This is a genomic window from Pseudomonas sp. FG13 (assembly GCF_057809755.1).
Genome location: NZ_JBMDKO010000071.1, coordinates 1 through 22,013 on the forward strand (window position 1 = coordinate 1; position 22,013 = coordinate 22,013).

General features: G+C 63.2%; 6 protein-coding genes. 3 read left to right on the top strand and 3 right to left on the bottom strand.

The window, feature by feature from the left end; all coding sequences use genetic code 11:
• Positions 1–120: 120 nt before the first annotated feature.
• From ACODTO_RS27930 to syrB1, 3 genes are read right to left on the bottom strand one after another with little or no spacing between them, the layout of a single operon-like run.
• A complete protein-coding gene (locus tag ACODTO_RS27930; RefSeq protein WP_139650326.1) occupies positions 121–1,332 on the bottom strand; it encodes an alpha/beta fold hydrolase in 1,212 nt (403 codons plus the stop codon).
• 59 nt (positions 1,333–1,391) lie between these two features.
• Positions 1,392–2,327 (bottom strand): syringomycin E biosynthesis L-threonyl-[L-threonyl-carrier protein] 4-chlorinase SyrB2, encoded by a 936-nt coding sequence (gene syrB2 / locus ACODTO_RS27935; protein WP_139650325.1) that lies wholly within the window; start codon positions 2,325–2,327, stop codon positions 1,392–1,394.
• A 17-nt stretch (positions 2,328–2,344) separates the two neighbouring features.
• The gene (syrB1, locus tag ACODTO_RS27940; RefSeq protein ID WP_489107375.1) at positions 2,345–4,189 is read right to left on the bottom strand and encodes a syringomycin E biosynthesis L-threonine--[L-threonyl-carrier protein] ligase SyrB1; all 1,845 of its coding nucleotides are present in this window, start codon (positions 4,187–4,189) and stop codon (positions 2,345–2,347) included.
• A 346-nt stretch (positions 4,190–4,535) separates the two neighbouring features.
• Here syrB1 and ACODTO_RS27945 point away from each other — a divergent pair, with 346 nt between their 5' ends.
• From ACODTO_RS27945 to ACODTO_RS27955, 3 genes are all read left to right on the top strand, one after another.
• Positions 4,536–5,597: a TauD/TfdA family dioxygenase gene (locus ACODTO_RS27945; RefSeq protein WP_139650323.1), complete on the top strand. Its 1,062-nt coding sequence runs from the start codon at positions 4,536–4,538 to the stop codon at positions 5,595–5,597.
• 34 nt (positions 5,598–5,631) lie between these two features.
• Positions 5,632–7,329: a cyclic peptide export ABC transporter gene (locus ACODTO_RS27950; RefSeq protein ID WP_489107376.1), complete on the top strand. Its 1,698-nt coding sequence runs from the start codon at positions 5,632–5,634 to the stop codon at positions 7,327–7,329.
• Between the two features lie 310 nt (positions 7,330–7,639).
• Positions 7,640–22,013, top strand: a 14,374-nt coding sequence (locus ACODTO_RS27955; RefSeq protein WP_489107377.1) for an amino acid adenylation domain-containing protein, incomplete at its 3' end; no start/stop codon positions are given.

Sequence of the window (22,013 nt, forward strand, 5' to 3'; positions counted from 1 at the left end):
CGATAGCGGCAGACCAGTCAAGATTGTTGCTGACTGACGTACCGTAGTCGCGAGCGAGCTTTGCTCCCACAGGTTTGAGCCTTGACTGACTGGCATCAGGGCAGGCCTCTGTCTTGCAGCTCAGACGGCGACCGATTCCAGGGTCGATTCAAGGAAGCGGAAGGCGGTCTGTTTCGAGTGATGGGTCGACTCGAAGAATGCCAGGTGACTGCCGTTGCTCTCCACGTGCAGCAGTGCGTCGCTGATGGACTCGGCAATGCGCTGGGAGCCGCCGATGTGGGTGGTTTCGTCGGCGTCGCCGGCGACCACCAGCGTCGGTACGCTGATCTGCCCCAACCGTGACTGCAGTTCGGTCTTGTTCAACGCATCGTTGAGCCGCGCATAACGGTAGAACAGCTCCTCGTTGACATAGGGATAGAGCGCCGCATGGGCGATCGAGTCCGGGATGGTCGCCAGTGTCGCCTGGTCCAGGAATAACGCCTGCAAGTCGCTGGCTTCGTTGCGGTCGACGGCGGCCGACTCCATCAGCCATTCGAAATTCTGCTGATGGGCGGTGCGCAGGCTGTTGTCGCCCAAGTTGTAGTCGCCGTGCCACAGGCTCAGGGAGTTTACCCGCTCAGGATGGATGGCGGCCGCGCTCAACGCGATCACCGCGCCGCCGCAAATCCCCATCAAGTGCGCATTGGGTAGCTCGTAGTGGTTCATCACGTTGATCAGGTCGCCGACCTGGGCATCGGTGTCCACGGAGAGCTGGTCGAACGAGGTACAGGAACCGAACAGCCCCCGGGTTTCCCAGGTGACCACGAAGAATCGCTCGCTCAGGGCGTTGAACCAGTCGCGACACAGGTCGAACGGCATGCCGCAGGGCAATGCCAGGACGATCGCCGGGCGGTTCTGATCCGTGCTGGCATGCACCGACAACGCAACGTTGTCGCGGGTGATCAGGTGCACCGTTTCAACCTCGGGCACCGAACCACTGAAATCGAAGTGTCTGACCAGGCGCCCGAATTCCCTGACGCTTTCGAACTCGTCGAAGTGGTCATAGGAAAAATCCAGCGCCTGGCAGATTTTCTTGCTGATAAACATCTCGAAGGAAGACAGCTGCGCCTCGCCATCGTGCACGTACTGCACGGCTTTGACACCGATGCGTGCGAAGGTGGCGCTGACCGCCCGTTCCGTGGCTCTCACGCTGGGGGAGGCCTGGTCGGGTGGCGGCTCATTTGCCTGAGCGAGAAAGCTCAGGCAAATGGGATCGGGCAGATGGATGGCAAGGTGCCTAAGCATCCTCACGGTCTCGCACAGGCGCGTCGCTGCGTCAGTGGAAATAGTCATGGATTGGGGGACTCCTGTCAGGCACGTTACGCATGCCACTGTCTTATGGCACTGAAAAATCAGACCGCTTCGAATTTCTTGCCTCGGGTGGTATGGGTGACAAGGCGGTTGTATTCCGGGGTCTTGTCCCCGATCACCTGGACCGCGCCGTATTTCTCGAGGCTGATGCGACCGCCGTACTCCTCGATGTGCTCGGAGTCCGGGTAGATCTTCACGAAGGACGGGACATAGCGTGAGGCGAAGCCCATGCGCATGTCCTGGGACTCGCCGCTGTGGGGGTAGGAGGCGTGCATCAGGGTCGACCAGAAAATGATGAACTGGCCGGCCTTCATCTGCATCGGCACGGCGGCGGATTCGTCAGGCTTGAAGTCCTCGTCGATCTGCAACTGGCGATAGTCGTAGCCGAAGAAACCACGGCGCACGCCATCTTTGACCACCGAGCTGTTGTTGGCATCGGGATCGTAGGCCATACGTTTGGTTTCGTCGTAGTTCATGCTGTTCTGGGTGCCAGGAATGAACTGCAGGCAACCATTGGCGATGTTGGCGTCGGTGAACGCGGTCCAGACGGTGATGGTGCCGCCGAAGTCTTCATTCTCCGGCCACAGGATCTGTGGCTTGCCCGAGGCGTTGGCGAAGGTGTCGGCCTGGTGCCAGTCGGTGCCTTCGTCACCTGGGTATTTGGGGAAGAACTCGGTGCGCCAGCAGAGTACATCCGGACCGAGGATGCTTTCGACGCGGTCGCAGATCTGCGGACGGCAGATGTGGCTGGCGAGGAATTCGTCGTCCAGGTGGCGATCATAGTTGGCGATGTTGGTGCCGGCGGAAATCGCATCCAGGTCCTGGTAGGCCGCGGCACTGCGGTCGAGCAGGCGCAGACGGGTGCGTTTCCAGGTTTCTTTCATTTCTTCGGGGGTATAGGCGTCAAAAGGACCGATAAAACCGTTCTTCTCGAAGGACGCGCGTTCTTCCGGGGTCAAGGCGAATTTCTTGCTCATGGGCTGTTCCTTTTCGGTCAATGGGCTTGGACAAGGGAGCGCTGGATGCAGTCGGCCAATACTTTGGCGGTCGCACCGTTGGCCAGCACACCGGGGTCCAGGTTGACCTTGTAGTGGGCCTTGAAGGTGCTCAGGGAGCGAATCAGTGCCAGGGAGGTACCGCCAAAGTCGAAGAAGTCATCGTTCAGGCCGATGTTCTTCAGACCGATATCCTGCGACCAGACCTTGAGCACGAACTGCTCCTGCTCGGTAAGGTCGTCGGCCGTGTGTTGCACGGTGGCTTCTACGGATTCGGGCGAGGGCAGGCGTTGCTTGTCGATCTTGCCGTGGTCGGTGACTGGCAATTGCGCCAGGACGATGTAGGCCGACGGACGCATGTAGTCCGGCAGGTTGGCGGCCACCAGCGCGGCGACTTCGCTGCGGGTCTGTTCGGTCCAGGCCTTCACGCCCTGGGCCGGTACCACGTAGGCGACCAGGCGCCAGTCGCCGTCGCCGTAGTCGTGACCGGCCACATGGGCGGCGGCCACGGCGGGGCTGGTTTGCAGGCAGGCTTCGACCTCGCCGGGCTCGATGCGGAAACCGCGGATCTTCAGTTGCTCGTCGCAACGACCGGCGTAGCGGTACTCGCCGTCATCGCCCAATACCACCAGGTCGCCGGTGCGATAGGCGCGGCTTGACGTCCCTGGCAGTTGCACGAAGCGCTCGCTGTTGAGGGCCGGGCGGTTCAGGTAACCCAGCGCCACACCGGCGCCTTCGATGTACAACTCACCGGCGGTGCCCTGGGGTACGGGTTGTTGATCAGCATCGAGCAGGTTCAGGCGCCAGCCATCCAGCGGGGCACCGATCGAGACCATGGCCGCGCTTTCCAGGTCCTGGCCCAGCACGCGCTTGAAGGTGGTGTGCACCGTGGCTTCGGTGATGCCGTACATGTTGATCAGCGCAGGCTTCCGGTCGCCATGGCGTTCGACCCAAGGGCGCAATACCGTGGCCGGCAGCGCCTCGCCGCCGAAGACCACGTAGCGCAGCGCCAATGGCGCCTTGGCCTGGCGGTCCGCTTCTTCGAGGCCACGGAAGGCCGATGGGGTCTGGCTCAGGACGGTCACGCCCAGATCGACCAGCCATTGACGGGTGGCGGTTGGCGAGCGCGACACATCGTAAGGCACGACGGCCACGTGGCCACCGTGGGCCAGCGCGCCCCAGATCTCCCAGACCGAAAAATCGAAGCCGATGGAGTGGAACATCGACCAGACGTCGTGCTCGTTGAAAGCGTATTCACGTTGAGTGCTTTCCAACAGGCGGCTGACGTTCGCGTGGGCCACCAGCACACCCTTGGGCTCACCGGTGGAGCCAGAGGTGTAGATGACGTAGGCCGGCGCCTGGTCGGGGTTGCGACGGTCGACCTCGCCAATCGGTTCCAGTGCCGGGCCGGCCAGCAGATCGGCCAGGGGCAGGACGCGCACGGACGGGCTTTGCGCCAGGTCGGCGGGCTCGCCGATCATCAGGCTCAGGCCGCTGTCGCGCACGATGTGTTCGACGCGCTTGCCGGGGTATTGCGGGTCGACCGGGACATAGGCGCCGCCGGCCTTGAGGATGCCCAGCAGGCTGACGACCAGGTCGACGCTGCGCTTCAGGCTCATCCCGACCAGCATGCCGTCCTTGACGCCTTCCTGGCGAAGACGCGCTGCCAATTGCGACGAGGCCGCATCGAGTTGCGCATAACTCAACGCGCGAGTGGCGTCGGAGACGGCCGTTCGCTCGGGAAATTCACGGGCCCGGGCGGTAAAGATTTCATGCAGGAATGCACCGGGCGTGAGGGGGGCTGGCGCGGGGTTGACCGATCCGCCAGTGTTCTTAATCGGCATGACTAACGCTCCTGTTAATTGCCAGGTGCAGCGTATTTGCGCATTTGCGAAAACCGTTGCACTCGAGACGTCACTGCGGCCCACGGGATCGTTTAATGCGCCTGTGCGATTCGCAGCTGCCGCATTTCAGCACCGACTCATGCCGGCGTCTGTCGCGGGAAATGGGGACAAGCCGCTTTGGGATGAGCGTCGACACCGGTGGTGTAACCGGGGGTGTTGGGTCTGTCCCGGTTTGCGGTGCCAGACATCACCGTGGATCAGTGTTTTTATCCTTGCCCGACAGTGGGGCGCATTGGTTTTGCCCCGTACGACGTGGATCCGAGGATCCGTGGTTCAGGAGTTATTCATGAGTCTTCAAACTAACGCTTCGCCCGTGATGAGCGATGACGGGACGGCGGATTCGCTTTCCTGGCCCGGTCAGCCAGTCGATGGGCAGGTTCGATTGTCGCTGCTCGCCGACGGCCTGAGCCTGCCCGTGGTGATCGAAGCGATCGCCCCTGGCCTGGATCCATCGGAATGGGCCGGCACCCATCGCGAGGCCATCGAGGCCTTGCTGTGTCGCCATGGCGCGGTGCTGTTTCGTGGTTTCGAGCTCGCCTCGGTGCCGGCCTTCGAAGCGTTTGCCGAAGCCTTGTCTCCTGGGTTGCACGGCAGCTACGGCGACCTGCCGAAGAAGGAGGGCGGACGTAACGTCTACCGCTCCACGCCCTATCCCGAACGGGAAATGATCCTCTACCACAACGAGAGCTCGCACCTGGAAAGCTGGCCACGCAAGCAGTGGTTCTATTGCGAACAGCCTTCCCGGGTTGGTGGTGCGACGCCGCTGGCGGACATCCGACAAGTGCTACGGCACCTGCCCGAAGACGTGGTGGCTCGCTTCGCCCAAAAAGGGCTGATGTACAGCCGCACCTTTACCGCTGGCGTCGAACCGAGCTGGGAGTCGTTCTTCGGCACCACCGACCGCGGCGAAGTCGAACGGCGTTGCCAGGAGCAGGGCACCGATTTCGAATGGCTCGACGGCGACAGCCTGCAAGTGCGCACCCTCTGTCCGGCGGTGATCCGGCATCCGCAAACCGGCGAGGCGGCGTTCTTCAACCAGGTACAGCTGCACCATCCGTTCTGCCTCGGCGAGGAAATGCGCGAAGACCTGCTCGACATGTTCGGCGCGGACCGTTTGCCGCGCATGGTCAGCTACGGCGATGGAACACCGATTGAAGACGAGGTCATGACCCTGGTCGGCGACGCCTATGAGGCCTGTGCCGTCAGGTTCGACTGGCGCAAGGGCGACGTGGTCATGCTCGACAACATGCTGGCCGCCCATGCCCGTGATCCTTACGAGGAGCCGCGCCTCATTGTCGTGGCGATGGGCGAGATGACCGCCCGGGGCGACGTCTGGCAGCCGGCCTGAGCCATATCGCGAGTTCATTCGAGGATAGCAACCCATGAAAAACCAGAAAGAGAAGAAACCCAAGCCGGGGTCGGTCATGCGCCTGCTGTGGCGCAACCACCCCTGGCTGACGTTTTTCACCTTGATTTGTGGTGTCATCAGCGGGGTCGCATCCATCGCGGTGGTGAGTGTGATCAACCAGGCGATCCACAATGCTGGCGATCGCATGCAGGCGCTGTACTGGTTCGTCGGGCTCAGTGCCATAGCGCTGATCCTGCGCAACGGTGCTGCGCTGTTCCCGGCCTACGCCAGCATGCGGATCATGACCCGGTTGCGCATCGCCCTGTGTCGCAAGATCCTCGCCACGCCGCTGGAAGAGGTGGACCGGCGCGGCCCGCCCAACGTACTGACCATGCTGACCAACGACATCCCGCAATTGAACACGACGCTGATCGTCATGCCCACGGTGCTGGTGGAAGCGACGGTGTTCTTGTTCGGTATCGCTTACCTGGCGTACCTGTCATGGGTGGTCCTGGCCTTGACGGTTTCGCTGATGATCCTGGGCGTGGGCTTGTACCTGTTCTTCTTCGCCAGCGGCGTTAGGTCCACCAATCGGGTTCGGGACGAGTTCACCGCGTTCAACGAATACACTCACGCCCTGGTGTTCGGCCTCAAGGAACTCAAGCTTAACGGCATCCGTCGTCGCTGGTTTGGCCGCTCCGCTATCGAGGCGTCTTCGACCCGGGTGGCGCGCTACAACTTCGTCGAGCGCCTGTGGTACACCGCCGCCGACAACGTGGGCCAGTTCACCCTGTCGTTGCTGATTGGTTGCCTGTTGTTCGCCGCGCCGCTGGTCAGCACGGTCGATCCCAAGGTGATGACCGCCAGTGTGCTGGCGGTGCTCTACATCATGGGGCCGCTGTCGCTGTTGGTGGGGGCGATGCCGGTGCTGGCGGCGGGCCGGGTCGCCTGTACCCGGCTGGCGGAGTTCGGTTTCGCGATCAATGATCCGCATCCCGAACCCGTAGCAGTCGAAGCGCCGAAGGTGCATCTGCTCGAGCACAAGAAGACCTGGGACAGCATCGAGTTGAAGGGCGTGCGGATGCATTACCAGGACCCGCATGCCGGAAGCGGTTTCTCCCTGGGACCCATCGACCTGACGGTACAGGCGGGTGAACTGATCTACATCGTTGGCGGCAACGGTTGCGGCAAAAGCACCCTGGCCAAGGTGTTGTGCGGGCTCTACATCCCGCAAAGCGGCGAGGTGCTGCTCGACGGCGTGGCGATCACTGACGAGAGCCGCAGTGAATACCGTGATCTGTTTTCCGCAGTGTTCTCGGACTTTCATCTGTTCAATCGCCTCATCGGCCCCGACGAAGAGGAGGGCAACCCGGACCTGGCGAGCAAATACCTGGAAACCCTCGGGTTGGCCGACAAGATCAAGATCGAAGGGCTGGGTTATTCGACCCTCAAGGCGTTGTCTTACGGACAGCAGAAACGCCTGGCCCTGGTATGCGCCTACATGGAAGACCGGCCGGTGTACGTGCTCGATGAATGGGCGGCCGACCAGGATCCGCCGTTCAAGAAATTCTTCTACGAAGAGTTGCTGCCCGACCTCAAGCGGCGCGGCAAGACGGTGCTGATCATTACCCATGACGACCAGTACTTCCAGCTGGCCGACCGGATCATCAAGCTGGCGGACGGGCACATTGCCTCCGATATCAACTGCGCCATTCGCGACAAGCGCGCCTGAATGGCTGTTCTGACCGCACCGTCCGGCTGGCGATGTTGTCGCGACAACATCTCCGCCAACCCATGAAAGACGCCTGACATCGAACCCACCCGACAGCAGTGAACCTCCTGCCGGGTGGCGCTGGCTGTCTGCGCGGATCTGCATCATCAACTCCAGGCGTGCCCTGTTGCGTTTGCCCCGGGCAGCACTGACAAATATCTGAGAAGGAACGTATGACATTTTTCTTTGCTGTGGGCGTTGTTATCGCAACGGGCCTTTCGGCCAGCCGTCATCCAGAGCCTGCCGGAGTGCAAGTGACAGGAGGCCGCGTATGAACCAGCCCCTGGATCTTGCTGCGACCTATCCGCTGACGGCGTCCCAGCGGGACATCTGGCTGGACCAGATGACCAAGGGCGATTCACCCCTGTACACCATGGGCGGCTACCTTCACATCCGGGGTGCTGTCGACCCTGAACGTATCCAGCGGGCCGTCGAGCTGTTGGTCCGCAAGCACGATGCCTTGCGCACGGTCCTGCACTGCGACGTCGGTGGCGACGGCGTGCCCATGCAGACCCTGGTGGAGTCGCTGGAGGTGCGGGTCCCGCTGATCGATTTCTCCAATCGCCCCGAACCGCAGACTGCGGCCCAGACCTGGGTACAACAGGGGCTGGAAGTGGCATTTGAGCTCGATAAGGGGCCGCTGTTCCGCTTCTACCTGATCAAGCTCGATGACGCTTCGTTCTATTTCGTCGTCAACCTGCACCACATTATCCAGGACGGCTGGGGCATCAACCTGATGCTCGCGTCCCTCAGTGACCTGTACAACGCGCTGGAAGAAAACCGCGAACCTGACCTGTCGGCTCCATCCTATGCAGGGTTCATCGAGGATGACGCCCGTTACCACGAATCGGACCGTTTCCAGCGGGACCAGGCCTACTGGCTCGATAAATACCGGGATGTGCCGGATCCATTGTTCACTGCCCGTTACCGTGATCGCTTTGTCGAGCCCGTGGTGCCCAGCGCTCATGCCATGACGTCTTTCCCACAGACGCTGAACGAGCGGATCGACGCCCTGGCGCTGCCCCATCAGGTCTCGCGTTTCCCGGTGCTGCTGGCGACGCTGTACGTGTACTTTGTCCGCACCACCCAGCGCGACGAGTTGGTGGTGGGCCTGCCGATCCTCAATCGCTCCAATCCGACCTTCAAGCAAACCGTGGGGTTGTTCACCCAGGTCAGTGCCATGCGCTTGAGATTCGCCGATGACCTGTCGTTCGGCGAGTTGATCCAAGAGGTGGCGCGCGCGCTCAAGCAGGACTATCGCTATCAGCGGTTTCCGTTAAGCGACATTCACCGCTCCTTGGAGCTGCGGCGTGACAATCGTGCCCAGCTGTTCGATGTGTCGTTCTCCTACGAGGAAGAGAACTATCTATACCGGTTCGGCGACGCCACGGCCTACTCGGTGAAGAGTTCCAACGGTCAGGAGCAGATGCCCCTGGCGATTCATTTCCGGACCAACCCCAACGAAAAAAATGCCTGGGTGCACTGGATCTACAACCAGGCGTTTCTGCAGGCCGACGAAATCGAGGCAATGGCCGAGCGCTTCGTCCACGTGCTGGAGCAAGGACTGAGTGACGATACGCTGCCGATCCAGGACTTTGTCCTGCCGACACCGGCTGAGGCCCGTCTGCTCCAGGTCTGGAACACGAGCGATGCGCAGCGGTATGAGCACGACCGCACGATCCATGGTCTGTTCGAAGCGCGGGCCGCCGCGCGGCCTGGCGCGGTGGCGGTGGTCCATGAAGGCCAGAGCCTGACCTACGGCGAACTGAATACCCGGGCGAACCAGGTCGCCCATCGGCTGCTGGCCCTGGGTGTGTTCCCGGATGACCGGGTTGCAATCTGCGTCGAGCGTGGCCTGGACATGATCATCGGCCTGCTGGGCATCCTGAAGTCCGGTGCCGGCTATGTGCCGCTGGATCCGGCCTATCCCCTGGACCGTCTGGCCTTCATGCTCGAGGACAGCTCGCCGGTGGCGTTGCTGACCCAAGCTGCGTTGCAAGACCGAGTGCCTGCGCCGGCTGTCCCGGTGCTGCTGCTCGATCAGCCAGAAGCCGCAGGTTTTGCCGAGCAACCACGGCATGATCCGAATATCGGCACCCTGGCATCCCATCACCTGGCCTACGTGATCTACACCTCGGGCTCGACCGGCTTGCCCAAAGGGGTGATGGTCGAGCACCGCAACGTTGCGCGGCTGTTCTCGGCCACGCAACCGTGGTTCGATTTCGGCCCGCAGGATGTCTGGGCGCTGTTCCATTCCTTCGCCTTCGACTTCTCGGTCTGGGAAATCTGGGGCGCGCTGACCCACGGCGGTCGTCTGCTGGTGGTGCCGCAGTTGGTCAGCCGTTCGCCGCAGGACTGCTATGCGCTGTTGTGCGAGGCCGGTGTCACGGTGTTGAACCAGACGCCGAGCGCGTTCCGCCAGTTGATCGCGGCCCAGGGTGAAAGTGACCTGAACCACAGCCTGCGCCAGGTGATCTTCGGTGGCGAGGCCTTGGAAACCGGCATCCTCAAGCCGTGGTACGCCCGGGCAACCAATGCCGGCACGCAACTGGTGAACATGTACGGCATCACCGAAACCACGGTGCATGTGACCTATCGTGCGTTGCAAGCGGCCGATGCCCAGTTGATCGGTGTCAGCCCGATCGGCAAGCGGATTCCCGATTTGCGCCTGTACTTGCTGGACAAGTATGGCAAGCCGGTGCCCAAGGGCGTGGAGGGCGAGTTGTACGTAGGGGGCGCCGGTGTGGCGCGAGGCTACCTGAACCGGCCGGAGCTCAATGAAACGCGGTTCCTGCCCGATCCGTTCGACACCGATGCGAACGCGCGGATGTACCGTACCGGCGACCTCGGTCGTTGGCTGCACAACGGTGAACTGCAATACCTGGGGCGCAACGATGAGCAGGTGAAAATTCGCGGCTTCCGTATCGAACTGGGTGAAATCGAAGCGAGGCTGGCGGCCTGCACGAAAGTGCGCGAGGCCGTGGTGATCGCCCGGGAAGACGAGCCGGGGGACAAGCGCCTGGTGGCCTATGTGCTTGCCGAAGACGGCGCCCGCGTGTCTGCTGGCGAGTTGCGCAGTGAGCTGCTGGGCTCGCTGGCGGACTACATGGTGCCGAGCGCCTTCGTGATGCTCGAAGCCTTCCCGCTGACCACCAACGGCAAGCTCGACCGCAAGGCGCTGCCGGCACCCGATTCGCAGGCGTTTGCCCGACGCAGCTATGAAGCGCCGGTGGGCCATGTGGAAATCACCCTGGCTGCGCTGTGGGCCGAGCTGCTTGGCGTCGAGCAGGTGGGTCGTCATGACCGTTTCTTCGAACTGGGCGGCCACTCGCTGCTGGCGGTCAAGCTGATCGAACGCATGCGCCAGTTGGATCTGAACGCCGACGTGGGCGTGTTGTTCGGCCAGCCGACGCTGGAGACCCTGGCTGCTGCGACCAGTAACAGCGGCGGCGTGCGGGTGCCGGAGAACCGGATTCCCCGCGACGTCGAGCGCATCACCCCGGACATGCTGCCCCTGGCGACCCTGACCCAGGACGAAATCGATCGTATTGTCGCAACCGTGCCGGGCGGCCTGGACAATGTGCAGGATATCTACGGCCTGGTGCCGTTGCAGGAAGGCATTCTCTATCACCACCTGGCGACCAGCGAAGGTGACCCGTACCTGTTGCAGGCCCTATTGCGCTTCGGCACCCGCCAGCAGCTGGACGCGTTCGCGCAAGCCTTGCAGGCGGTCATCGCCCGGCACGACATCCTGCGCACCTCGGTGGCGTGGGAAGGGCTCGGTGAACCGGTACAGGTGGTTTGGCGCGAGGCGCGCCTGAGGGTCGAAGAGCTGGTCCTGGACCCGGCCGAAGGCGACATCGCCGACCAGTTGCAGGTCCGTTTCGACCCGCGCCATACCCGCTTCGATCTGCGCCAGGCGCCGATGATGCGTATTCATTTTGCCGAAGATGCCGTCAGCGGCAGCTGGGTGGCGGTGTTGCTGTTCCATCACCTGATTGATGACGCGACCTCCCTCGGCATGCTGGGCAAGGAAATCGATGCGTACCTGCAAGGTCGTGCGACGGAGCTGCCGGTGTCGGTGCCTTACCGCAACTACGTGGCTCAGGTCCGCCTGGACAATCATCCCGAGCAACATGAGGCGTTCTTCAGCGAGATGCTCGGCGACGTGGACGAGCCGACCCTGCCGTTCGGCCTGCAGGATGTGCAGGGCGACGGCAGCGGCATCGAAGAGGCGACGCTGGCGCTGGAGGTCGGGCTGGCCCGGCGTCTGCGTGCCCAGGCCCGGCGCCTGGGGGTGAGCACTGCCAGCCTGCACCACTTGGCCTGGGGCCAGGTGGTGGGGCGCTTGTCCAGCCGTCAGGACGTGGTATTCGGCACCGTATTGATGGGCCGGTTACACAGCGGACAGGAGGCCGGACATGCCTTGGGCATGTTCGTCAACACCCTGCCGTTGCGGGTCGAGGCGGGGAACCAGGGTGTGTTGGCCGCGCTGCAGGCGACCCACGGCCGCCTGGCGGCGCTGCTGGGCCACGAACATGCGCCGTTGTCGTTGGCACAACGGTGCAGTGGCGTTGCGGCGCCGGCGCCGCTGTTCAGTGCGCTGATGAACTATCGGCAGACCGCCGTGGCGGCACAGGCGAGCGAGGATGCGGGCCACGCCAGAATCTGGGCCGGAGCGGAAATTCTCGGCGGCGAAGAACGGACCAACTACCCGCTGTCGCTGTCGGTGGATGATCTCGGTGATTCGTTTGGACTGACCGTGCAAGCCGTGGCCGGGATCGGTGCGCAGCGGGTTTGCGGCTACGTGCACACCGTGCTCGAAGCATTGGCCGATGCCCTCGACCAGGATGGCAACACCCCGCTGCACACGCTGGCCTTTGTCCCCGCCAACGAACGCCAGCAGTTGTTGCACGATTTCAACGCCTTCGATGCGGAGTACCCGTCGGGGTTGCTGCTCCATCAACTGTTCGAGGCCCATGCCGAGGCTGATCCGGAAGCCGTTGCGCTGACGTATCAGGGGCAGCGCCTGAGCTACGACGAACTGAATCGGCTGTCCAACCAGATCGCCCATCGCTTGATCGAGTTGGGTGTCCGTGCCGACGACCGGGTGGCGATCTGCGTGGAGCGCAGCCTGGAAATGGTCGCGGGGCTGGTGGGTATCCTCAAGGCCGGGGCGGGCTATGTGCCGCTGGATCCTGCTTACCCGGCCGAGCGCCTGGTCTACATGCTGGAGGACAGCGCACCGAAGGTGCTGCTGACCCAGCGCAGCCTGCAAGAGCGCTTCCCCACGGCGGGCGTGCCAGCCTTGCTGCTCGACGGTGAGGACCGCGACGCCGCCGGCATCGACCGCCAGCCGTCCACCAACCCGGACGCACAGGTGATCGGCCTCAACCCCGACAGCCTGGCGTATGTCATCTACACCTCGGGCTCCACCGGCCAGCCCAAGGGCGTGGCGATGCCGCACCGCGCCCTGGTCAACCTGATGCAGTGGCAGATCGACCAAGCCGCGCAGCAGGGACGGTCCGCTGCGCGCACCTTGCAGTTTGCCGCGCTCGGCTTCGACGTGGCGTTCCAGGAAGTCTTCAGCACCTTGTGTGCCGGCGGCGAGCTGTCGCTGATCCATGCCGACATCCGCCTGAATTTCCACCGCCTGTTCGAACACATCTGCCAACAGCGCATCGAACGCCTGTACCTGCCGTGCATCGCCCTGCAGGCCCTGGCCGAAGCGGTTGCCGGCGAGCGTGAAGGCACGCCGCTGACCTGCGACTTGAAAGACGTCATCACCGCCGGCGAACAGTTGCGCATCACGCCACAGATCCGTGCATTGTTCGAGCGCCTGGACGGCTGCCGCTTGCACAACCACTATGGGCCGACCGAGTCCCACGTCGCCACCGCCCTGACGTTGCCGGACGATGTCGCCGCCTGGCCGACGCTGCCGGCCATCGGGCAACCGGTGGCCAACACCCGTGTCTATCTGTTGGACGCACAGCAGCAACCGGTTCCGGTCGGTGTGGCCGGCGAGATACACATCGGCGGCATCTGCGTTGCCCGTGGCTACCTGAACCGCGATGACTTGACTGCCGAGCGCTTCGTCCGCGATCCGTTCGCGGCCGATAAACAGGCTCGCCTGTACAAGACCGGTGACCTGGGCCGCTACTTGCCCGATGGTCATATCGAGTACCTGGGACGCAACGACGATCAGATCAAAATCCGTGGCTTCCGTGTCGAGCTGGGTGAGATCGAGTCCCGGCTCTGCCAACACGGCGAAGTCAAGGAGGCGGTTGTTGTCGCCCGTGAAGACCAACCCGGCGAGAAACGCCTGGTGGCCTACATCACCGCCCAGGTGGAGGATGCGGCGCCGGAGGCCGATGCACTGCGCGCGCACTTGCAGGCGCTGCTGCCGGACTACATGGTTCCGGCGGCCTACGTGCGCCTGGACAAACTGCCCTTGTCGCCCAACGGCAAACTCGACCGCCGCGCGCTGCCGGCCCCGGAAGCGGACGCCTTCGCCAGCCGTGCCTATGAAGCGCCACTGGGCGAGGTGGAAACCACGCTGGCGGGGTTGTGGGCTGACGTGCTCGGTGTCGGGCAGGTGGGGCGACACGATCATTTCTTCGAACTGGGCGGCCATTCGCTGCTGGCGGTAAAACTGATCGAACTGATGCGCAAGGCTGGGCTGAGCGCCGATGTGCGGGTGCTGTTCGGTCAACCTACCTTGGCTGCCCTGGCGGCGGCAGTGGGCGGTCGTACCGAGGTGAGCGTGCCGGCCAACGGCATTGCTGCGGGGTGCGAACGGATCACTCCGTCGATGCTGCCGCTGGTGACGCTGGACCAGGCTACCCTCGATCGGATCGTCGCCGGTGTACCGGGCGGTGTCGGCAATGTCCAGGACATCTACCCGCTGGCGCCGTTGCAGGAAGGCATTCTCTATCACCATATCGCCGCCGAAGAAGGCGACCCCTACCTGCTGCAAGCCACCTTCGCCATGGACAGCCGTGCTCAACTCGACGGCTTCGTCACGGCCTTGCAGGCCGTAATCGACCGGCACGATATCCTCCGGACCGCGCTGCTGCGCGAAGGTCTTGAGGCGCCGTTGCAGGTGGTTCTGCGCCAGAGCCGGTTGACGCTCGAAGAGCAGGCCCTCGATCCGGCCAGGGGCGATATCGCGGCGCAGTTGCAAGGGTTGTTCGATCCGCGCCATTGCCGGCTGGACCTCGACAAGGCGCCATTGATGCGCCTGGCCTGCGCCTGGGACAGTGTGCACCAGCGCTGGGTCGCGGTTCTGCTGTTCCACCACATCGCCCTGGACCATACCGCCCTGGACGTGATGCAGGAGGAAATGCTGGCGTTCCTCAATGGTGAGGGCGACCGCCTGGAAGCGGCCATGCCTTATCGCAATTACGTGGCGCAAACGCTGTTGGGTGTGCCGCGTGAGCAGCATGAGCGCTTCTTCCGCGACATGCTCGCTGATGTCGACGAGCCGACGCTGCCGTTCGGCCTGCGGGAAGTCCAGGGGGATGGCCGGGGTATCGAAGAGGTCAAGCTGAACCTCGATCCAGATCTTTGCCGGCGTCTGCGGCAGCAGGCGCGCCAACTGGGCGTGAGCGCGGCAGCCTTGCATCACCTGGCGTGGGCAAGGGTACTGGGGCGTGTGTCCGGTCGCGAGGACGTGGTCTTCGGCACCGTACTGCTGGGGCGCATGCAGAGCGGCGAGGGCGCGGATCGCGCCCTGGGCATGTTCATCAATACCCTGCCGTTGCGGGTCAACGTGGGCGGGCAGGACGTGCGTGCCGGGGTCAAGGCGACCCACGCCCGCCTGACGGCCCTGTTGGGCCACGAACACGCCTCGCTGGCCTTGGCCCAGCGTTGCAGTGGCGTGCCGGCTTCGCTACCGCTGTTCAGTGCGTTGCTGAACTATCGGCACAGCCCGCTCCAGGACGGCGACAGTGTCGACCGCTGGGCGGGTACGCAGGTGTTGGAGGTCATGGAGCGGACCAACTATCCATGCATGTTGTCGGTGGACGATCAGGGCGAAGGCTTCCTGCTGAGCGTGCAGACGGCCGGTGGGGTTGATGCGCGTCAGGTCGGTGCCTATATGCAGACGGCCCTGGCGAGCCTGGTGGAGGCACTGGAGTGTGCGCCTGAATCCGCGATCAACGATCTGGAAATCCTGTCTGAAAACGAGCGCAGGCAAGTGCTGCAGGACTTCAACGCCACCGATGCCGAGTATCCGCTGGAACAGACCGTTCATGGGTTGTTCGAGGATCAGGTGCAGCGCACGCCGGATGCGCTGGCGGTGCGGCATGGCGAGCAGCGCCTGAACTACCGAGAGCTGAACGAGCAGGCCAACCGCTTGGCGCATTACCTGCGCGGGCAGGGCGTGCGGCCGGATTCGCGGGTGGCGATCTGTGTCGAGCGTGGCCTCGACATGGTCGTGGGCTTGCTGGCGATCCTCAAGGCGGGCGGCGGTTATGTGCCGCTGGATCCGGCCTATCCGGCGGATCGGATTGCCTACATGCTGGAGGACAGTGCGCCGGCGGTGGTGCTGGCCCAATCGGCAACGGTTGGTTTGTTGGCCGGTGTTTTGATGCCGGTGATCGACCTCGGTAGTGGGCGCTGGCAGGACGAGTCCGTCTCGAATCCGCAGGTGCCTGAGCTGACCTCGTCCCATCTGGCCTACGTGATCTACACCTCGGGTTCGACCGGTTTGCCGAAAGGCGTGATGATCGAACACCGCAACACAGTGAATTTCCTGACCTGGGCCCATCGTTCGTTCGATACGCAAACCCTGTCCAAAACCCTGTTCTCGACTTCGCTGAACTTCGACCTGGCGGTCTACGAATGCTTCGCACCGCTGACGTCAGGCGGCAGCATCGAAGTGGTCACTAATGTGCTGGAACTGCAACACGGCGAGCATGACATCACCCTGATCAACACCGTGCCGTCGGCGCTCAAGGCGTTGCTGGAATCCGGTGGTTTGGGCGAGGGCGTGGATACGGTGAACGTGGCCGGTGAAGCGCTCAAGCGGAGTCTGGTGGAAACGCTCTTCGAACAGACTTCAGTCAAGCGTCTGTGCAACCTCTACGGTCCTTCGGAAACCACGACGTACTCCAGCTGGGTATCGATGGCTCGCGAAGATGGGTTTGCCGCGCATATTGGCAAACCGGTCGCCAACACCCAGTTCTACTTGCTGGATGAACATGAACAACCGGTGCCGCTGGGTGTACCGGGAGAGATTTACATCGGCGGCGCGGGTGTAGCTCGGGGTTATCTCAATCGTGATGACTTGACGGCTGAACGTTTCCTCAAGGATCCGTTCAGCCGTGAACCGAATGCTCGGATGTACAAGACCGGCGACCTCGGCCGCTACCTGCCGGACGGCAACATCGAATACCTGGGCCGTAACGACGACCAGGTGAAGATCCGTGGTTTCCGCATCGAACTGGGTGAGATCGAAGCCAAGCTCGCTCAACACGACGCGGTGAAGGAAGCGGTGGTACTGGCCCGTGAAGACGTGCCGGGCGACAAGCGCCTGGTGGCCTACTTCACGCCGGCGAACGACACAGCGGACATCGAAACCCTGCGCAGCCATCTCCAAGCGCAGCTACCGGAATACATGGTTCCCGTGGCCTACGTTCGCCTCGATGCCATGCCGTTGACCCCCAATGGCAAGCTCGACCGCAAGGCCTTGCCGGCTCCGGAACACGATGCACTGATCACCCGTGGCTACGAAGCCCCCCGAGGCGAGACCGAAACCGTCCTGGCGCAGATCTGGCAGGACCTGCTAGGTCTGCAACAAGTGGGTCGTCACGATCACTTCTTCGAACTCGGCGGCCACTCGCTGTTGGCCGTCAGCCTGATCGAGCGGATGCGCCAGGTCGGCCTGAGTGCCGATGTGCGCGTGTTGTTCAGCCAACCGACCCTGGCCGCGCTGGCGGTGGCTGTCGGCAACGATGGCGGCAATGAGGTAAAAGTTCCGGCCAACCTGATTGCGCCGGATTGCCAACGCATTACCCCCGACATGCTGCCGTTGGTGACGTTGTCCCAGGACGCCATCGACCGCATCATCGCGACCGTGCCGGGCGGCGCGGCCAATGTGCAGGACATCTACCCGCTGGCACCGTTGCAAGAGGGCATCCTCTATCATCACCTGGCGGCCGAACAGGGTGACCCCTACGTGCTGCAAGCGCAGTTCGCCTTCGACAGCCGCGAACGCCTGGACGATTTCACCCAGGCCTTGCAAGGCGTGATCGATCGCCACGACATCCTGCGCACGGCCATGGCCTGGGAGGGCTTGGACGAGCCGGTGCAAGTGGTCTGGCGCGAGGCCTCGCTGGGCATTGAACAGGTGGAGCTGCTGTCTGAGGACGGCGACGTTGCCGTTCAGTTGAACACCCGGCAGCACCTGGATATCCGCCAGGCGCCGTTGATGTGCATCCGTTTTGCCCAGGATGCAATTCACCAACGCTGGGTAGCGACGCTGTTGTTTCACCATATGGCGCTCGATCACACCGCACTGGAAGTGGTGCGCCACGAAATGCAGGCACACTTGTCGGGCCAGGCTGACCAATTGGGCGACGCGGTGCCGTACCGCAACTATGTGGCCCAGGCCCGCCTGGGTGTGAGCCGTGAAGAACACGAAGCGTTCTTCCACGAGATGCTGGGTGCCATCGACGAACCCACCTTGCCATTCGGTTTGCAGGATGTGCGTGGCGACGGCAGCGATGTCGAGGAGGCCAGGCAAGAGGTCGCCATCGATCTGAGCCATCGTCTGCGCAGCCAGGCCCGTCGGTTGGGCGTGAGCGCGGCGAGTCTGCACCACTTGGCCTGGGCCCTGGTGCTGGGCCGGGTATCGGGTCGCGAAGAGGTGGTGTTCGGCACCGTATTGATGGGCCGGATGCAAGGGGGCGCGGGGGCCGACCGCGCTCTGGGGATGTTCATCAATACCTTGCCGCTGGGCGTGCAGGTGGGGGCGCAGAGCGTGCGCGATGGTGTATTGGCGACGCATGCGCGGCTGACCGGATTGCTGGGGCATGAGCACGCTTCCCTGGCATTGGCCCAGCGTTGCAGCAGCGTGGTTGCACCGACGCCATTGTTCAGTGCTTTGCTCAACTATCGTCATTCGATGGCGGAGCCCCTCGCACTGCAACCGTCCTCTGGCTGGCAAGGCATTGAGGCGCTGGGTGGCGAGGAGCGCACCAACTATCCGTTGGCGCTGTCGGTGGACGATCTGGGCGAAGGCTTCAGCCTCACCGTCCAGGCGGTGAATGGCGTCGACGCGCAGCGGGTCGGTGCCTATATGGAAGCGGCGCTGGCGAGTCTGGCGCAAGCGCTGGAATGTGCGCCTGAGTCGTCCCTGGCCGATCTGCCGATTCTGCCGGAAGCGGAACGCGAGCAACTGCTGGTGGCATTCAACGCCACCGACGCTGAATATCCGCTGGAACAGACCATTCATGGGTTGTTCGAGGAACAGGTGCAGCGCACGCCGGATGCGGTTGCAGTGCTGCATGGCGATCAGCGTCTGAGCTACGGCGAACTGAATGAGCAGGCCAACCGCTTGGCGCATTACCTGCGCAAGCAGGGCGTGCGGCCGGATTCACGGGTGGCGATCTGCGTCGAGCGTGGCCTCGACATGGTCGTGGGCTTGCTGGCGATCCTCAAGGCGGGCGGCGGTTATGTGCCGCTGGATCCGGCGTATCCGGCGGATCGGATTGCCTACATGCTGGAAGACAGCGCTCCGGCCGTGGTCCTGGCCCAATCGGCAACGGTTGGTTTGTTGGCCGGTGCTTTGATGCCGGTGATCGACCTCGGTAGTGGGCGCTGGGAGGACGAATCCGTCTCGAATCCAGAGATTGCCGAGCTGACCTCGGCGCATCTGGCTTACGTGATCTACACCTCCGGTTCCACCGGTTTGCCGAAAGGCGTGATGATCGAACACCGCAACACGGTGAACTTCCTCACCTGGGCCCATCGTTCGTTCGATGCCCAAACCCTGTCGAAAACCCTGTTCTCGACCTCGCTGAACTTCGATCTCGCGGTTTACGAGTGCTTTGCACCGTTGACTAGCGGCGGCAGCATCGAGGTAGTCACTAATGTGCTGGAACTGCAACACGGCGAGCACGACATCACCCTGATCAACACCGTGCCGTCGGCGCTCAAGGCGCTGTTGGAGTCCGGTGGGCTGGGCGAGGGTGTGGACACGGTGAACGTGGCCGGTGAAGCGCTCAAGCGCAGTCTGGTGGAAACGCTCTTCGAACAGACTTCAGTCAAACGCCTGTGCAACCTCTACGGCCCTTCGGAAACCACGACCTATTCGAGTTGGGTGTCGATGGCCCGTGAAGACGGCTTTGCTGCCCACATCGGCAAGCCGGTCGCGAACACCCAGTTCTACCTGCTGGATGAGCATAAGCAGCCGGTGCCATTGGGTGTCCCAGGAGAAATCTACATCGGTGGTGCCGGTGTCGCCCGTGGTTATCTCAATCGTGATGACCTCACTGCCGAGCGTTTCCTCAAGGATCCGTTCAGCTGTGAACCGAACGCCCGGATGTACAAGACCGGCGACCTCGGCCGCTACCTGCCGGACGGCAACATCGAATACCTGGGCCGTAACGACGACCAGGTGAAGATCCGTGGTTTCCGCATCGAACTGGGTGAGATCGAAGCCAAGCTCGCTCAACACGACGCGGTGAAGGAAGCGGTGGTACTGGCCCGTGAAGACGTGCCGGGCGACAAACGCCTGGTGGCCTATTTCACTCAATCGGAAGCGGTGGATATCGAGGTTCTGCGCAGCTATCTGCAAGGGCAACTGCCGGCCTACATGGTCCCCGTGGCCTACGTGCACCTCGATGAACTGCCCCTGACCCCCAACGGCAAGCTCGACCGCAAGGCCTTGCCGGCCCCGGAACACGATGCACTGATCACCCGTGGCTACGAAGCCCCCCGGGGCGAAGTTGAAACCGCCCTGGCGCAGATCTGGCAGGACCTGCTCAAGGTCGAGCGCGTCGGTCGTCACGATCACTTCTTCGAACTGGGCGGCCACTCCCTGCTGGCCGTCAGCCTGATCGAACGGATGCGTCAGGCCGGCCTGAGTGCCGATGTGCGTATCCTGTTCAATCAATCGACCCTGGCTGCGCTGGCGTCGGCCATCGGTGGCGGCAGCGAAGTGAGTGTCCCGGCAAACCTGATTCCTTCGGATTGTGAACACGTCACCCCGGCCATGCTGCCACTGGTATCGCTGGACCAGGATGCCATTGACCGTATCGTCGCGACGGTACCGGGCGGTGCGGCCAATGTGCAGGACATCTATCCGTTGGCGCCGTTGCAGGAGGGCATCCTCTATCACCACCTGGCGGCCGAACAGGGTGACCCCTACGTGCTGCAAGCGCAGTTCGCCTTCGACACCCGCGAACGCCTGGACGATTTCACCCAGGCCTTGCAGGGCGTGATCGATCGCCACGACATCCTGCGCACGGCCATGGCCTGGGAGGGCTTGGACGAGCCGGTGCAAGTGGTCTGGCGCAACGCGTCGCTCGGCGTCGAGCAAGTGTTGCTGCGGGATGAGGACGGTGACATCGCCGGTCAGTTGCAAGCACGCTTCGATGCGCGGCACCACCGCTTGGATATCCGCCAGGCGCCGTTGATGTGCATCCGCTTTGCTCAGGATGCAACCCACCAGCGTTGGGTAGCGACCCTGTTGTTTCATCACATGGCGCTCGATCACACCGCACTGGAAGTGGTGCGCCATGAGATGCAGGCGCACTTGCTCGGACAGGCCGGGCAGTTGGCGGCGGCGATGCCTTATCGCAACTATGTGGCCCAGGCGCGCCTGGGCGTCAGCCGGCAGGAGCACGAAGGTTTCTTCCGCGACATGCTTGGCGACGTGGACGAGCCGACGTTGCCGTTCGGCCTGCACGATGTGCAAGGCGCAGGACAGGGGATCGAAGAAGCCACGTTGGCGCTCGCCAGCAGCTTGAGTCATGACCTGAGGATTCAGGCACGCCGGCTTGGTGTGAGCGCGGCAAGTCTGGTCCACCTGGCCTGGGCGCAGGTGCTGGGCCGTGTATCAGGCCGGGACGACGTGGTGTTCGGCACCGTGCTGATGGGCCGGATGCAGGGCGGCGAGGGCGCCGACCGCGCCCTGGGGATGTTCATCAACACCTTGCCGCTACGGGTGAACCTTGGGCAGGCCGCCGTCCGTGCAGGCGTGAGAGCGACCCATGGCCGCTTGACCGCGCTGCTCGGGCATGAGCATGCGTCCCTGGCACTGGCGCAGCGTTGCAGTGGGGTAGCGGCACCGACGCCGCTGTTCAGTGCTTTGCTCAACTACCGTCACACCGATGCGAACCAGGCCCCGTCTGCCTGGAGCGGTATTGAGGTGCTCAGTGGTGAAGAACGGACCAACTACCCGCTGATGCTGTCGGTGGACGATCTGGGCGAAGGCTTCAGCCTCACCGTCCAGGTGGTGAGCGGGATCGGCGCGCCGCGGATCTGTGCCTATATGGAAACCGCGCTGGCGAGTCTGGCCCGGGCGCTGGAGTATGCGCCTGAGTCGTCGCTGGCCGATCTGCCGATTCTACCCGCAGCGGAGCGTGAGCAACTGCTGGTGGCGTTCAACGCCACCGAGGCCGAGTATCCGCTGGAGC

Coding starts and splice junctions, on each gene's coding strand:
- syrB1 (WP_489107375.1), bottom strand. CDS start 4,189: ATGCCGATTAAGAACACTGGCGGATCGGTCAACCCCGCGCCAGCCCCC.
- ACODTO_RS27945 (WP_139650323.1), top strand. CDS start 4,536: ATGAGTCTTCAAACTAACGCTTCGCCCGTGATGAGCGATGACGGGACG.
- ACODTO_RS27950 (WP_489107376.1), top strand. CDS start 5,632: ATGAAAAACCAGAAAGAGAAGAAACCCAAGCCGGGGTCGGTCATGCGC.
- ACODTO_RS27930 (WP_139650326.1), bottom strand. CDS start 1,332: ATGACTATTTCCACTGACGCAGCGACGCGCCTGTGCGAGACCGTGAGG.
- syrB2 (WP_139650325.1), bottom strand. CDS start 2,327: ATGAGCAAGAAATTCGCCTTGACCCCGGAAGAACGCGCGTCCTTCGAG.